This window comes from Gallaecimonas kandeliae (assembly GCF_030450055.1).
Classification (GTDB): domain Bacteria; phylum Pseudomonadota; class Gammaproteobacteria; order Enterobacterales; family Gallaecimonadaceae; genus Gallaecimonas; species Gallaecimonas kandeliae.
This window is the reverse complement of sequence record NZ_CP118480.1, coordinates 2,052,355-2,067,104: the sequence shown is the minus strand read 5'-3', so window position 1 is coordinate 2,067,104 and position 14,750 is coordinate 2,052,355. Positions and strand designations below refer to the sequence as shown.

Here is a 14,750-nt window from a genome sequence, read left to right as displayed (position 1 = left end):
GGCAGAACTGTGGTTAACCGTACCACCATAGCAAGAGAAACGAAGGCCAGACAATGGGTTCTGGCCGGTAATGAGCGGCGGTTCATCCCGCTAATTTGTAACGAAAGGTGCTGTTTTTCCGAAATTTAACATCGCCATAGCCTGACCAACACAAAAAAGGGCGCCTTGCGGCGCCCCAAAGTTGGGTTGGGAAAACTCAGTCCACCAGGCCGCGGCGCTTGAGCAGGGCATCCACCGTGGGCTCGGCGCCCTTGAAGTTGATGTACTGTTGCATGGTGTCGATGCTGTTGCCCTTGGAGAGGATGGCTTTGCGGAACTTGTCGCCGTTCTCACGGGTCAGGCCGCCGTGCTCCTTCATGTAGGCGAAGGCATCGGCCGCGAAGACTTCTGTCCAGAGGTAGGCGTAGTAGCCCGCGCTGTAGCCACCGGCAAAGGTGTGGCTGAAGTAGGGGGACTTGTAGCGGGGCGGCACCACGTCGAGCTTGACGCCGTGCTTCTCCAGGGCCTTGGCCTCGAAGTCGGCGACGCTGCCCACGTCGGTACCGGCCGGGAAGCTGTGCCATTCCATGTCCAGCAGGGCCGCTTCGATGTACTCAAGGCTGTCAAAACCCTGGTTGAACTTGCGCGAATCCATCACCTTCTTCAGCAGCTCGGCCGGGATAGGCTCGCCGGTCTGGTAGTGCTTGGCGTAGTTAGCGATGACCTTGGGGTTGATGGCCCAGTCTTCCTCGAACTGCGAGGGGAATTCCACGAAGTCGCGGGGCACGGCCGTGCCGGCGACGCTGGGGTATTTCACCTTGGAGAAGAGGCCGTGCAGGGCGTGGCCGAACTCGTGGAACATGGTGGTGGCTTCGTCGAAGGTCAGCAGCGCCGGCTGGCCAGGGGCGGGCTTGGGAATGTTCAGCACGTTCACCACCACCGGCTTTTTGCCCAGCAGGTCGTTCTGGCTGACCATGGCGTTCATCCAGGCACCGCCGCGCTTGCCGTCACGGGCGAAGTAGTCGGCGTAGAAGAGGCCTATGCTGTTGCCCTTGTCGTCGAACACCTCGAAGGTGCGCACGTCTGGGTGGTAGACGGGCAGGTCGTGACGCTCCTTGAGGGTGATGCCGTAGAGGTTGTGCATGGTGAAGAAGACCCCGTCCTTGAGCACCTTGTCCAGCTCGAAGTAGGGGCGGATCTGGCTTTCGTCCAGGTCGTACTTGGCCTTGCGCACCTTCTCGGCGTAGTAGGCCCAGTCCCAGGGCTCAAGCTGGAAGTCGCCGCCTTCGGCCTTGATCTCGGCTTGGATGTCGGCCGCCTCCATCTTGGCCTTGGCAACCACCTTGGGTGCCAGGTCGTCCAGCATCTTGAAGACGGCGGCCGGCTTCTTGGCCATCTGGTTGTCCAGCACGTAGTCGGCCCAGCTGTTGAAGCCCATCAGCTGGGCCTTTTCGGCGCGCAGCTCGGTGAGGCGCTTGATGACGGGGTCGTTGAGCTCGCTGGCGCGGCCAGCGGAAGCCTTCCACACCTGCTCACGCAGGGCGCGGTTGTCGAGGCTGGAGAGGATCGGCTGGCGGGTGGTGTTCATCAGGTTGATGACGTACTTGCCGTCCATGCCTGCGGCCTTGCCGACGGCAGCCAGGGAAGCGATGTCGGCGTCGGAGAGGCCTTTCAGCTCGGCCTTGTCGTCCACCACCACGGCGGCGTCCTTGGTGGCTTTCAGTACGTTCTGGGCGAAGTCGTTGGTGAGCTTGGCCATCTCGCCGTTCAGCTCACGCACCTTGGCCTTCTGGGCGTCGTCCAGCTTGGCGCCGGCACGGACGAACTGCTTGTAGTAGATCTCCACCAGGCGCTTGTCTTCGGCATTGAGGCTGTCGCGGCTGTTGTAGACGGCCTCGATGCGGGCGAACAGCTTGGGGTTGAGGTTGATGTTGTCCTGGTGGGCGGACAGCTTGGGGGCCATCTCGGACTGGATGGCGCGGATCTTGTCGTTGGAGATGGTGCCGGTGAGGGCGAAGAAGGTGCTGGCGGTGCGGTCCAGCAGGGCGCCGGTCTTTTCCATGGCCACTATGGTGTTGTCGAAGCTGGGGGCATCGGCGCTGTTGGCGATGGCGTCCACTTCCGCCGCCTGGTCCTTCATGCCCTTCTCGAAGGCCGGCACATAGTCGTCGAGGCTTATCTTGTCGAATTCGGGGGCCTCATACTGCAGGCTGCTCTTGTGGAACAGGGGGTTGGCCGCTGCGGTGGCCGGTGCCTGGGGCTTGGCGGCCTGGGCGCTGGTCTGCGCCTTGGCTTCGGTGGCCTTGTCGTCGGAACAGGCACTCAGGGCCAGGGTGGCGCCTATGGCGGCGGCTAACAATGTCTTGCGCATGGGGTTTTCCCTCAAGGTTGTGTTGCCGGGCTGTTTCTTCCATCCAGCCCTTTGGAATAACCGCCACCTTAACAAGGCGGCAACCCCCTGGACAATGGCCGCTGGGCGGGCCTGACAGGCCGTTTGGCCCGCTATTTGTAAGGGGATGTGTAGCTTTGCCAAGGCCTGTAAATCCGCGGCCTTGCACCAGGGAAGTCAAGGCCCGGATGCTTCGTTTTATCGTGAGTGAAAGGGCGATTTTTCCTGGGTTTTGCTGACCTGGGTCAAGGTGGCGGCAAGGGCCCGTGGCTAAGCTCCAAACTGATGATGTGGGCTACCACATCATCCCTGGCCCGGCTTAGCTGGGCGCTTTTTTACCAGCTTTCAGGGAGTGACCTGGATGACGCTGCCCCAAGGCCCTGCCGCCAGCGAGGAACACTTCGTACTGCTCTTTGCCCTCTATCACGACAGGGCCGACACCGGCCCCTGGCCGGGAGCCTCGTCAGGGTTGCTGGTTAAGGAGGTTGGCGGGCGAATACTGGTCGGTCAGCACCCTGGCGCCCTGGTCCCAGTCCGGCGTGCTGGACAGTAAGGCAGGGTAGCTCGCTATGGGGATGCCGTAGGGCGCCAGCAGCGCGACCAATGCCTTGGCCCTTTGCTGCATCTGGGCCCGGCTTGGCAAGGGGGCCAGGCTTGCCACTATCACCCGGCTCAGGGTGACTTTGGGTTGGCGGAAGTTGAAGAAGGGCCCGAACACTGCAGCGTAAGTGGCGGACTCGTGATCGTAGAGCTTGCTGGTGGAAAAGGTATTGGCCACCAGCACGGCGCCCGGACTCATCAGGGCTTTGACCTCTTCAAGGAACTCCCGGGTCATCAAATGCTCGGGGATGTAGTCGCCGTTGAAGGCATCGAGGAGGATGAGATCGAAATGCTCCCCTTTGAGACCGGCCCTTTTCACATAGACCCTGGCGTCACTGAGGGTGACCTTCATCTGGGGCGTCTCCTTGAAACCGAAGTAGGCCTTGGCCACCTTCTCCACCGCTTCGTCCAGCTCCACCACTGTGATCTCGGCCTTGGGTAAGAGCCGGGACAACGTCATGGGCAGGGTGCCGCCACCCAGGCCCACCACCAGTATCCGCTTGGGGGCCGGTTGCAGCAGCAGGGCGGCAAAGCTCATGCGGGTGTAGGGGAACACCAGTTGTTGGCTGCCATCGAGGTATTGGCAGCTTTGGTTGAGATCGCCCCTTACGGCGGCGAACACCAGGCAGCGCCTGCCCTTGGCGTCGATGACGGAGATGTCCCTGTACAGGGAGCGCTCCTGGTGGACGACGGTGGCGCCAAGCAGGGGGCTAGCCAGGGCCAGCAGCAGGAGCAGGCTACGCATCAGTCGCCTCCAGGGGCTTGGCGGCCAAGGCCAGCAGGCCTCCCGCCACCAGCAGGGCCACCAGGGTCCAGAGGATCTTGTCCACCTCGAACCAGAGCACCAGGTAGAAGGAGGTGGCCAGGGTACCGAGGGCGCTGCCCAGGGTGGAGACGAAATAGAGGACGCCCGCCACCTGGCCGCTGTGCTGCTGGTGGCGCACCAGCAGGCGCACCGAGTAGGGGGAGATCATCCCCAGCACCAGGGTGGGCAGCAAAAAGAGCCCCAGGGCCGCCACCAGGGAGCCGTAGCGGGGATCGGTGATGTGCAGAAACACCTGCTTCATCAAGCCGTCACCCAGCAGCACCAAAGGCAGCAAGGCCAGGGCCGAGGCCAGGTAGAAGAGGGCGAAGCGGCGCAGGCTGGGGCCAGCCAGGGAGAGCCTGCCGCCGATAAGGTAGCCAAGGGCCAGTGCCACCATGAATACCGTGATGATGCTGCCCCAGACATAGATGCTGGAGCCGAAGTAAGGCGCCAGTATGCGGCCCCCCAGCAGCTCCACCGCCATGACGCAAAAGCCACTGGTGAAGGCCAGGGTGAATACCAACAGGTTGAAGGACGACATGGTTATCCTGAAATAAGTGCTGGTATTTCAAGATAGTAGCCGGTGGCGGCGGCAGGGGGGGAATAAACAAAAAGCCCGCTCAATGAGCGGGCTTTTTGCGATTTGGTACACCCGAGTGGACTCGAACCACCGACCCCTACCATGTCAAGGTAGTGCTCTAACCAACTGAGCTACGGGTGTATAGCAATCTGAATTTTGGTACACCCGAGTGGACTCGAACCACCGACCCCTACCATGTCAAGGTAGTGCTCTAACCAACTGAGCTACGGGTGTACAGCAATCTGTATTTTGGTACACCCGAGTGGACTCGAACCACCGACCCCTACCATGTCAAGGTAGTGCTCTAACCAACTGAGCTACGGGTGTACTGGACTGGCCTTGGCCAGCGGACGCCAATAATAGCGATGCCCTTGGTCCTCGGCAAGTGCAAAACAGCCCCCAAAGGTTTGTTTGGCGAGCTTTTATGCAAAGCTCCCGCTTTCCACCGGGGGAAGGGGCGCCCTTATTGCCCCGGTCTCAGGCCGCAGCGGCCGAGGAAGGCCTGCCAGGCCTTGGTGTGGCGGCCAAGGGCGGCGAGGAAGTCGCCGGACAGGGTGCCTTCGCCTGTGCCGGCCAGGAAGCGGATCTGCGGGTTGTCCGGGTGGGGCAGGGCCTGGATCAGCGGCCAGAGCTCGCCCTTGAGGCCCCTGTCGGTCTGGACCAGGTCGCCGAGGTAGGGTTGGACCTGCTTGCCGTAGTAGCTGAAGAAGAAATCCCTTACCTCCTTGGCCTGGCGGCCGGGATGGCCGTTCAGGCACACCACCGCCGGGCCGCCTTGTTCCAGTGCCTCGGTGACGGCGTCCAGCTCGAGGCGGGCGTCACTCAGCGCCTGGTTGAGCCGGCCCAGTAGCCGGCCCTCGCCGAAGTGCCCCAGTTCCTCTTCGAGCCTCGCCATCCGTTTGGGATCGGGCGTTTTGAGCAGCTCACGAAGGTCGTGCAGCAGGGCGGTGGCTTCACCCAGGCCGGCAAAATCCCCCATGGGGGCGCGGTCGAAACGCCAGTTGGCGCGAAAGGCCTCGTCGTCGCTCACCAGCTGCCAGGCCACGGCTGGCAGGGCCTGGCGCTTTTCCTCGAGCAGCTGCGCCACCAGGGCCTTGAGCTCGGGGTCGGCCGGTTGGCAGCGTGCAAGGCCGTCCAGCAGTTTGAGGTCGTAGAGGAAGCGCTGGGAGGGGGGCGCCGTCTTGCCGAGGGGGCCGTTGCGCTCGCCGATAAGGCCCAGCAGGCCGCAGTGGCGCAGGGCAAAGGTCTGGCGCAGGCTGATGGTGGTGGTGGGCACCGCTTGTGCCCAGGCGCGGCCGCCACCCTTTTGCAGCAGCGGCGTCTCCAGGTTTTGTTCCGGCATGGCCAGCAGGTAGCGCAGCCTGGCCGGATAGTCCGCCAGGGGGCTGGCGTTTTGGCCGCAGCCGGCCAGTAACAGCGCCAGCAGCGGCCAGGCTTTCATGCGATGACTTCCAGGGGGATCTGGGCCTGGGCGCTGCGCCTGTGCAGTACCCGCAGGCGCCACACCATCATCACGGCGGCGCTGGACAGGCCGGCGATAAAGCCTATCCAGAAGCCGTGGGGGCCCATGGCGGGGCGGATAAGGTCGGTCAGCCCCAAGGTGTAGCCGAGCGGCAGCCCTATGCCCCAGTAGGCCAGCATGGTGATGAGGAAGAGGGCGTGGCTGTCCTTGTAACCGCGCAGGGCGCCGCCGGCCACCACCTGGCAGGCGTCCGGCAGCTGGTAGATGGCGGCCAGCAGGATCAGCTGGCCGGCCAGGGCCAGCACGGCGCCGTCGTCCGAGTAGAGGGTGATGATGTGTTTGGAAAAGAGCACCGTCAGCACACAGGTGCTGATGGCCACCAGTTGGCCCAGGGCAAAGCCGGCGTAGGCCACGGTTCGGGCCTGGGCCGGGTGGCCTTCACCCATGCGGTGACCGACGCGGATGGTCACGGCCATGGCCAGGCTCATGGGGAACATGAACACCAGGGAGCTGAAGTTGATGGCGATCTGGTGACCGGCCACCACTACGCTGCCGAGCGGTGAGATCAGCAGCGCCACCAGGGCGAAGAGGCTCACTTCGAAGAAGATGGACATGGCGATGGGGATCCCGATCTTGGCCAGGTGCACTATCTGCTGCCACTGTGGCCAATATAGCCGTTTATAGAGGCCGATATGGGCAAAGCGGCGGGTAAATAGGCTGTAGATCAGGGCCGCGAAGAACATGAACCACATCACCAGGGCCGTGGCCAGGCCGCAGCCGGCGCCGCCAAGTTCAGGCATGCCGAAGAGGCCGTGGATGAAGATGTAGTTGGCCGGGATGTTCACCAGGAGCCCGGCGAAGCCGATGATCATGGTGGGGATGGTGTGGCTCATGCCTTCGACGAAGTTGCGCAGGCTGTTGTAGAGCGCGAAGGCGGGCAGGCCGGCGCAGATGAAGTAGATGTAGAGCTCGGTTTTCCTGGCCAGGGCCGGCTCCACGGCCATCTTGTCCAGCACCCAGGGGCTCAGTGGCGCCAGGGCCATGATGAGGACGGTGATCCCCAGGGCCAGCCAGGCACCTTGCTGCACTATGGGGGCTATGGCGGCATCGTCCTTGGCGCCGTGATGATTGGCCACCATGGGGGTCAGGGCCATGCAGATCCCCAGCACGAAGAGGGCCATGGGCCACCAGAGACTGGCCCCCACGGCGACGCTGGCCATGTCGGTGGCGCTGACCTGGCCGGCCATGACGGTGTCGACGAAGCCCATCAGGGTCTGGGAGAGTTGGGCGACCAGTATGGGGGCGGCGAGGCGCAGCAGGCGCCCCATTTCGTTCAGCATAAACGGCATCCTGAAGTTGGAACCGGCCATTGTAAGGCAGGGGGGGCGGGCCGCCACCCCTTAATCGACCAATGCCCCTTGAGGGGCGTTCAGCCCTGGTGGTAGAGGCTCAGCAGCAGCTGGCGCTCGAAGGCGGTGAGGCGGTCCTTGGCCGCGTCGCTGTCGTCCCCGAGGCTCAAGGAAGAGGTCATCAGCACGAAGAGGTAGCGCTGGCCCGAGGCACCGGTGAAGTAGCCGGCCAGGTTGGTGCTGCCGTTGAGGGTACCGGTCTTGGCCTTGATGTTGCCCTTGAGGGGAGGGCGGGTCACGGAGTGGCGGAACTTCAGGGTGCCGGAGAGCCCCGCCACCGGCAGCCCCTGGTAGACCGCCATCTCCTGATGCTGGGCGAGGTAGTCCAGTACCGTGGCCAGCTGGCGGGGGCTGACCAGGTTGTCGCGGGACAGCCCAGAGCCGTCCTTGATGGTGGCAGGATTCAATGTCAGGCCCAGCTTGTCCTTGAGGGCGGCCTTGACGGCCCGCACCCCACGGGCGAAGTCGCCCGGCTCGCCGCCCTGGCGGCCCAGGGTCTTGGCGATGTTGTCGGCGAAGAGGTTGTCCGACTCCTCCAGCATTTCCTTGAGCAGGTCGGCCAGGGGCGCCGAGCGCAGCACCGCCAGTTGCGGCCAGGGCTTGCCGGGTTGGCGCTGGCGGCGCACCCGCCCGTCCAGGTGGATGCCGGCGCGGCTGAGTTCGGCGCTCAGCACCGACTGCACATAGGCGGCCGTGTCGTTGACGGCGAAGTTGAGGGGCCAGACGCTGCGCTCGTCGGTGACGCAGCCGTGCAGCTGGTAATGGTTGCCTGGGCCGCGGTCCAGCATCAGCTCGCAGAGGCTCTGCTGTTGCTGCTCCGGGCTCACCACCTGGACGACGCTTTTCACCTCCACCGGCTGGTGGGGCGGCACGTAGAAGCGGGCCTGGCTGCCCGGCTTGCCGGCGTCGAGGCTGGCGGCCACGCAGTTGTGTTCCAAGGTCAGGCTGGAGGACGGGGCGCTGTAGCATACGCCGAGGTTGTCCCAGGGCCAGCCCGGGCCCCGCTCGTAACCGTCGAAGGCGCTGCCGTCGAGGAAGAGGTCGCCGCTGATGCTGCGGATCCCCTTGGCCTTGAGGCTGGCCAGGAGATCGGCCAGGTCGTCGCGCTTGAGGTCAGGGGCGCCGCTGAACACCAGCCGCAGATCCCCCTGCCACTGGCCGCCCTGGGGGTGGCCCCGGCCTTCGAGGCGGGTCTCGAAACGAAAATCGTCCCCCAGCACCAGCTCGGCGGCGGTGGCGGTGAACAGCTTCTGGGTGCTGGCCGGGGGCAGCAGGAGGGAGGCGTTGTATTCCACCTTGAGCTTGCCCTTGCCCAGCGGGGCCACCAGCAATGCCACCTGGCTGCCGGCGGGGCGCTCCTGGACTATGGTCTGCCAGTCGGCGGCCAGCAGCAGGGGAGAGAAAAGGGTCAGCAGCAGGCCGGGCAGGAAATGACGCATGGAATGGATGATCCTGAGGAAAAGGGCTGGCCCATGATGCCATGTTCGCCCCCGCCTTGCAGGCCGTGTTACCTTGCCGGTCATGAACAACCCCCTCAACGACGCCATACTGGCGGTGCTGGCCGAGCATCCGCAGGGGCTGAGCGAATTTGCCCTGCTGCAGGCCCTGGCCGGGCATCCCTTCCTCGAACCCTGGGCAGGGGCGGGGGAGCTGGCCCTGTTTCGCCGCCATTTCGCCCTGATGAACGGCCTCTATCAGCTGCGCCAGCAGCTCTGGGGCGAGGGCTGGGCGCTGGCCGTCTCGGCGCTTCATATCCAGTTGCAGCCCCTGGCGGCAGAGGGCCCGGCCCTGGTGCCGCAAGACCCCCTGGCCGATTACTACCTGGACTGGCAGCAGCTGGAAAGCACAGGCCAGGCCGAGGTGGAATCCTTGCTGGCCGCCTTCTGGCGCTGCTACGCAGGCCTCGAGGGCCGCCAACAGGCCCTTGCGGTTTTGGGGCTGGAAGCGGACGCCGACTGGCGTATGATCAAGGCCCGCTACCGGGCCCTGGCGGCCCGGCACCACCCCGACAAGGGCGGTGACAGCAGCGACTTCATCCGTATTCGCCGCGCCTTCGAGCAGTTGGCCGGCCGCCGTTAAGGAGCCTCAATGTTTACCGGCATAGTACAGGGCAAGGGCCAGCTGGTGGCCGTCACCGAAAAAGACGCATTCCGCACCCATGTGGTGCGCTTTCCCCAAGAACTGCTGGGCGGCCTGGAGCTGGGCGCCTCCGTGGCCCACAACGGCTGCTGCCTGACGGTGACCCAGGTGGCAGGGCAGGAGGTTGCCTTCGACCTTATCCGCGAGACGCTCAGGGTGACCAACCTCGGCGCCCTCAAGGTGGGGGACTGGGTCAACCTGGAACGGGCGGCCCGCTTCGGCGACGAAATAGGCGGCCACGCCATGTCCGGCCATATCCACTGCACCGCCAGCTTGGCCGAGGTGCGGCAAAGCCCCGACAACCGCACCCTGAGGTTCAGCCTGCCGGCGCCCTGGCGCAAGTACGTGCTGGCCAAGGGCTACATCGGCGTCGACGGCATCTCCCTGACGGTGGGGGCCGTCCATGACGACGGCTTCGAGGTCAACCTCATTCCCGAGACCCTGGCCCGCACCACCCTGGGCGACAAGCAGGTCGGCGACGCCATCAACATCGAGATCGATCCCCAGACCCAGGCCATAGTCGACACCGTCGAGCGGGTGTTGGCCGCCCGCGGCTAGGCCTGACCTCGAACAAAAAAGGGCCCCTAGCGGGCCCTTTTCTTTTCTGCCCCTGGCATCCCGGTTTCCTTTCCAAGACAGCTCCACATGGTCTCGCCAAGGCTTTTGCCTGGCCAGGGCGGCGCCACTCAAAAAACGGAACAAAAAATTTGTACAGATGAACAAAATGAATTATTAAAAATCCATAACATCAGCAGAACATCCAATGGGGCAAAGAATGGAATACGACTACGTCATCGTCGGCGGGGGCTCGGCCGGGGCGACCCTGGCCTCCAGGCTCAGCGAGGATCCCGGCAACCAGGTCTGCCTCTTGGAGGCGGGGGGCGCCGGTAAGAGCCTGCTGGTCCGGATGCCGGCGGCCGTGGTCGCCGTGCTGCCCGGTTACGGCAAGCTCAACAACTGGGCCTTCGAGACGGTGCCCCAGGCCGGCCTCAAGGGCCGCAAGGGCTACCAGCCCCGCGGCAAGTGCCTGGGAGGCTCCTCGGCCATCAACGCCATGCTCTATATCCGCGGCCATGAGCGCGACTATGACGACTGGGCGGCACTGGGCTGTGAAGGCTGGTCCTGGCAGGAGGTGTTGCCTTATTTCCGCCGCGCCGAGGCCAACGAGCGCGGCAGCGACGCCTTCCACGGCGGCGAGGGCCCCTTGCAGGTCAGCGAGCAGCGCTCCCCGCGCCCCGTCACCCGTGCTTTCATCGAGGCCGCCAAAGAGCGCCAGATCCAAGAGGTGGACGACTTCAACCGCGGCGACAACGAGGGGGTAGGGCTCTACCAGGTCACCCAGTTCCACGACGGTGCCAAGCGCGGCCAGCGCTGCTCCGCTGCCGCCGCCTACCTGCATCCAAATGAGGGGCGCCCCAACCTCCACATCATCACAAGCGCCAACGCCACCAAGGTCCTCTTCAAGGACAAGAAGGCGACAGGCGTCGCCTACCGCCAGGGCCAGGAAGACAAGGTGGTGCTGGCCCGCAAAGAGGTGATCTTAAGCGGCGGCGCCTTCGGCTCGCCGCAGCTGCTGCAGCTCTCAGGGGTGGGGCGGCCAGAGGACATCCAGCCCCACGGCATCGAGATGGTCCACGCGCTGCCCGGCGTCGGTCAGAACCTCCAGGACCACCTGGATCTCACCCTGGCCTACAAGACGGCCGACACCGACAACTTCGGTATAGGCCTGATGGGCAGCCTCAATGTCATCAAGCACCTGCTGCGCTGGCGAAAGGACGGCAGCGGCATGATGGCCACCCCCTTTGCCGAAGGGGCCGCCTTCATCAAGTCAGACCCCGGCCTGGACAGGCCCGATCTGCAACTGCATTTCGTCATCGGCATCGTCGACGACCATGCCCGCAAGCTGCACCTGGGTTACGGTTATTCCTGCCACGTCTGCCAACTGCACCCCCATTCCCGGGGCTCTGTCTTCCTGCAATCGGCCGACCCCCTGGCCGCTCCCGGCATAGACCCCAAGTTTCTGGACGACAGGCGGGATCTGGAGGCCCTCATCAAGGGTGCCAAGCTGACTAGGGAGATCATGCTGGCCCCGGCCCCGGCCCTGGCCCCTTATCGCAAGAAAGAGATCTTCGGGGTGCGGGACGGCATGACCGACGCCGACTGGGAAGCCCTGATCCGCCAAAGGGCGGACACCATCTACCACCCCATAGGCACCTGCAAGATGGGCACCGACGAGATGGCGGTGGTAGACCCTGAGCTCAAGGTGCACGGCCTGGAAGGGCTGAGGGTGGTGGACGCCTCGGTGATGCCCAAGCTCGTCAGCGGCAACACCAATGCCCCCACCATCATGATCGCCGAGAAGGCCGCCGACCTGATCCTGGGCCGCAAGCCCCTGGCCGGCGAAGGAGACAAAGCATGAGCGAGCAGTTGAAGGCAGCAGGCGAGGCCGCCCCCTTCGCCCCCTATGACGAGGCCCTGGCCGTGCTTCACGGTGCCAAGGACGACTGGGCGCGCCTGCCGAGCAAGGAGCGCGTTGCGCTCTTGGAAGAGGTCAAGGATGCCCTGATGGCCGTGGCCGAAGACTGGGCCCTGGCGGCCGGCAGGCAAAAGCAGTTGCCGGCCGACTCGCCCCTGGTGGGGGAGGAGTGGATCTCCGGTCCCTACGCCCTGATGGCGGGCTGCAACGGCCTTATCCACGCCCTATCGATGCTGGACGGCAAGGAGCACATCGACGCCGTGCCGACCCGCACCTTGCCGACGGGCCAGTTGGCCGCCAAGGTCATGCCCCATTCGTTCTGGGACCAATTGCTGCTGTCGGGGGTGACGGCGGAGATCTGGATGCAGCAAGGGGTCAACAAGGCCAACCTCAAGGACAATGTGGCCGGCGCCCACGATGTTTCGCCAGCCGAACGTGAAGGCAAGGTGGCCCTGGTGCTGGGGGCCGGCAACATCGCCGCCATAGCTCCCCTGGATGTGTTCCACAAGCTGTTCGTGGAAAACCAGGTGGCGCTTTTGAAGATGAACCCGGTCAACGACTACCTGACCCCCTTCCTGGAGCAGGCGCTGGCGCCGCTCATCCGCCGCGGCTTAGTGCGCGTCATGAAAGGCGGCGGGGCCGAGGGGGCCTACCTGTGCAACCACCCCCTGGTGGACGAGATCCACATCACCGGCTCCCAGGCTACCCATGATCTCATCGTCTGGGGCCCGGGAGAGGAGGGGGAGCGCAACCGCCGGCAAGGCACCCCGCGCCTTGGGAAGAAGATCACCTCAGAGCTTGGCGCCGTCTGCCCCACCATAGTGGTGCCGGGCCCCTGGAGCCAGGCCGATATCGCCTTCCAGGCCGAGCACCTGGCCACCCAAAAGCTGCACAACTCCGGTTTCAACTGCATCGCCTGCCAGGTGCTGGTGATGCCTAAGGGCTGGGCGCAGGGCGAGGCGTTACTGGCCGCCACCAAGGAGCAAATTGCCCGCTCCACCAGGCCCGCCTATTACCCCGGCGCCGAGGCGCGCCTCGAGGCCTTTGCCGGCCAGGGCCGCCAGGTGGAACAGATCCGGCGCGGCCAGGCCCCGGCCCTGGTGATGACCAAAACCGAAGAGGCCGACTATTTCCGCCACCAGGAGGTGTTCGCCCCGGCCCTGTCGGTCACAGAGCTGGAAGCCGAGGATGCCGAAAGCTACCTGCGCAGCGCCATCCGCTACGCCAACGAACAGCTGCACGGCACCCTGGGGGCCAATATCCTCATCCACCCCAAGACCCTCAAGGCCCTGGGCCGTGCCCGCTTCGAGGCGATCATCGCCGAGCTGCGCTACGGCACCATCGCCGTCAACGCCTGGTCCGGCCTCGGCTTCCTGCTGGCCACCTGTCCCTGGGGCGCCTTCCCAGGCCATACCTTGGCAGATGCCCAGAGCGGCATAGGCCATGTCCACAACTGCCTGATGTTCGACAAGGTGGAGCGCTGCGTGGTGGAGGCGCCTTTCAGGCCCTTCCCGAGGGGCCTGCTGTCAGGCCAGTTCAGCCTGCTGCCGCGGCCGCCTTGGTTCATCACCCACAGCCGACAGCACCAGGTGGGTAAACTGCTGGTGGCCTTCCAATACCGGCCCAGCTGGTTCAAACTGCCGCGCATCTTTTTCAACGCCCTGTTGGGATGACGGCTAACGGATGGACGGGATGCAGCAAGGCCCTGACAAGCTGACCGAACGCGCCGAGCGCAAGCGCCAGAAGCGCGAAGCCAAGAAAGCCGAGATAGCGGCCAGCACCCTGGATACGCTCAAGCAACTTGGCTACGCCAACACCACCCTGAGGGACATAGCCCAGCAGTCCGGGCTGTCCCTCGGCAGCCTGACCTACTACTTCGTCGACAAGACGGAGCTCATCACCTACTGCGTCCAGCTCTACAAGGCGCAGTTCCTGGCCCGGATCTCGGGCGCCCTGGTGGGTGAGGACGGGCCAGAGGCGGTGTTGGGGCGCTTTGCCGAGGCACTGGCCCTGTCCATCAAAGAGGAACATTCCACCCACAGGCTCTGGTACGACATCCGCGCCCAGGCCCTCTTCGATCCGGCCTTCCGCCCCGTGGTGGCCGAGATCGAAGCCAAGCTGATGGAAACCCTGGCTTTGGCTGTCCAGGCCGCCCGCTTGAACCCGCCTGGGGATCTGGCGCTGCGCTTTGCCATGCTCGAAGGGGCCTTCCGCTACCAGTTGCAGCGGGCCCTGTTGGAGGGGCCGGCGCCCCTGGCGCAGCTGAAGGGAGAATTCAGGCAGGTGCTGGACTTGATCATCCGGCCATGAAAAAGCCCGCCTGCGCGGGCTTTTTCATGCCAGGCGATCAGCCCTTCAGCAGCTGCTGGCAGAGGCGCACGAAGTCGGAGGAGGTGAGGATCCCCACCAGGGTGCCGCTTTTTTCCAGCACCGGCAGGCAGCCGTGTTTGTGGGCGAGGAAAAAGTCCGCCACCTGGTCCAAGGGCTGGTCAGGGGCCAGGGTGGCGCAGTCGGTGGCCATCAGCTCCGCCACCGGCAGCTGGCCTTCCCGGCGTTCCAGGGCGTTGCCGCCGTATTTCACCAGCAGCCGGATCACGCTGGCCATGATGATCTTCTGGGTGAGGATGCCGGCGAAGCGCTCCCCGTCCATGACCGGGATATGGCGGATGCCTTTCTCCCGCATCAGGTCGTGGGCGTCCAGCAGGGTGCTGCCAAGGGGCAGGGTGATGAGATCCCGGGTCATGATGTCGGCGACGGTTTTCATAGGGGCTCCTTGCACAAAAGGCCATTGAAAGCTCTAGCCGAGATAGCCGCACTGATCCAGCGCAAGCTTGCACGAAGGCCTTAGCCGGCGAAGGAAAAGCGCACCAGCGCCAGGGATAGGGCCAAGAGGTAGCCGTAGCCGAAATGG

12 protein-coding genes and 3 tRNA genes are annotated in these 14,750 nt (G+C 64.6%); 5 read left to right on the top strand and 10 right to left on the bottom strand.

The genetic code is table 11. The features are described from left to right. Positions 1 to 196: 196 nt before the first annotated feature. The 9 genes from PVT67_RS10185 to dacB form a co-directional block, all read right to left on the bottom strand. Entirely contained in the window at positions 197 to 2,350 is a 2,154-nt protein-coding gene (locus PVT67_RS10185; protein ID WP_301493413.1) for a M3 family metallopeptidase, read from the bottom strand. A 481-nt stretch (positions 2,351 to 2,831) separates the two neighbouring features. Next, complete coding sequence (locus PVT67_RS10180; RefSeq protein ID WP_301493412.1) at positions 2,832 to 3,713, bottom strand: spermidine synthase; 882 nt, start codon at positions 3,711 to 3,713, stop codon at positions 2,832 to 2,834. After that, positions 3,706 to 4,314: a fused MFS/spermidine synthase gene (locus PVT67_RS10175; protein ID WP_301493411.1), complete on the bottom strand. Its 609-nt coding sequence runs from the start codon at positions 4,312 to 4,314 to the stop codon at positions 3,706 to 3,708. Before PVT67_RS10175 ends, PVT67_RS10180 begins: the two co-directional genes overlap by 8 nt. 103 nt (positions 4,315 to 4,417) lie before the next feature. After that, positions 4,418 to 4,494, bottom strand: a tRNA-Val gene (locus PVT67_RS10170). Positions 4,495 to 4,510: 16 nt separating this feature from the next. Further along, a tRNA-Val gene (locus PVT67_RS10165) sits at positions 4,511 to 4,587 on the bottom strand. A gap of 16 nt (positions 4,588 to 4,603) precedes the next feature. Further along, a tRNA-Val gene (locus PVT67_RS10160) sits at positions 4,604 to 4,680 on the bottom strand. 136 nt (positions 4,681 to 4,816) lie between these two features. Next, positions 4,817 to 5,794 carry a DUF3080 family protein gene (locus PVT67_RS10155; protein ID WP_301493410.1) on the bottom strand — a complete coding sequence of 326 codons (978 nt, stop codon included), beginning with the start codon at positions 5,792 to 5,794 and terminating at the stop codon, positions 4,817 to 4,819. Next, on the bottom strand, positions 5,791 to 7,155 hold the full coding sequence (locus tag PVT67_RS10150) for an MATE family efflux transporter (protein ID WP_301493409.1): 1,365 nt from the start codon (positions 7,153 to 7,155) through the stop codon (positions 5,791 to 5,793). Before PVT67_RS10150 ends, PVT67_RS10155 begins: the two co-directional genes overlap by 4 nt. 89 nt (positions 7,156 to 7,244) lie before the next feature. Beyond that, positions 7,245 to 8,663 carry a D-alanyl-D-alanine carboxypeptidase/D-alanyl-D-alanine endopeptidase gene (dacB, locus tag PVT67_RS10145; RefSeq protein WP_301493408.1) on the bottom strand — a complete coding sequence of 473 codons (1,419 nt, stop codon included), beginning with the start codon at positions 8,661 to 8,663 and terminating at the stop codon, positions 7,245 to 7,247. 82 nt (positions 8,664 to 8,745) lie between these two features. Between dacB and PVT67_RS10140 the strand changes: the two genes are divergently transcribed. The 5 genes from PVT67_RS10140 (at position 8,746) to PVT67_RS10120 (ending at position 14,149) form a co-directional block, all read left to right on the top strand. Beyond that, the gene (locus tag PVT67_RS10140) at positions 8,746 to 9,303 is read left to right on the top strand and encodes a DNA-J related domain-containing protein (RefSeq protein WP_301493407.1); all 558 of its coding nucleotides are present in this window, start codon (positions 8,746 to 8,748) and stop codon (positions 9,301 to 9,303) included. 9 nt (positions 9,304 to 9,312) lie between these two features. After that, a complete protein-coding gene (locus tag PVT67_RS10135) occupies positions 9,313 to 9,921 on the top strand; it encodes a riboflavin synthase subunit alpha (RefSeq protein WP_301493405.1) in 609 nt (202 codons plus the stop codon). A gap of 217 nt (positions 9,922 to 10,138) precedes the next feature. Further along, positions 10,139 to 11,782, top strand: a complete 1,644-nt coding sequence (locus tag PVT67_RS10130; protein ID WP_301493404.1) for a GMC family oxidoreductase — start codon at positions 10,139 to 10,141, stop codon at positions 11,780 to 11,782. Beyond that, positions 11,779 to 13,512 carry an aldehyde dehydrogenase family protein gene (locus PVT67_RS10125; RefSeq protein WP_301493403.1) on the top strand — a complete coding sequence of 578 codons (1,734 nt, stop codon included), beginning with the start codon at positions 11,779 to 11,781 and terminating at the stop codon, positions 13,510 to 13,512. The genes PVT67_RS10130 and PVT67_RS10125 overlap by 4 nt, the downstream gene beginning before the upstream one ends. 19 nt (positions 13,513 to 13,531) lie before the next feature. Then, complete coding sequence (locus PVT67_RS10120; protein WP_301493402.1) at positions 13,532 to 14,149, top strand: TetR/AcrR family transcriptional regulator; 618 nt, start codon at positions 13,532 to 13,534, stop codon at positions 14,147 to 14,149. Between the two features lie 37 nt (positions 14,150 to 14,186). Here the strand turns inward: PVT67_RS10120 and PVT67_RS10115 are convergent, their stop codons facing one another. Further along, entirely contained in the window at positions 14,187 to 14,603 is a 417-nt protein-coding gene (locus PVT67_RS10115) for a CBS domain-containing protein (RefSeq protein WP_301493400.1), read from the bottom strand. Between the last annotated feature and the right edge of the window lie 147 nt (positions 14,604 to 14,750).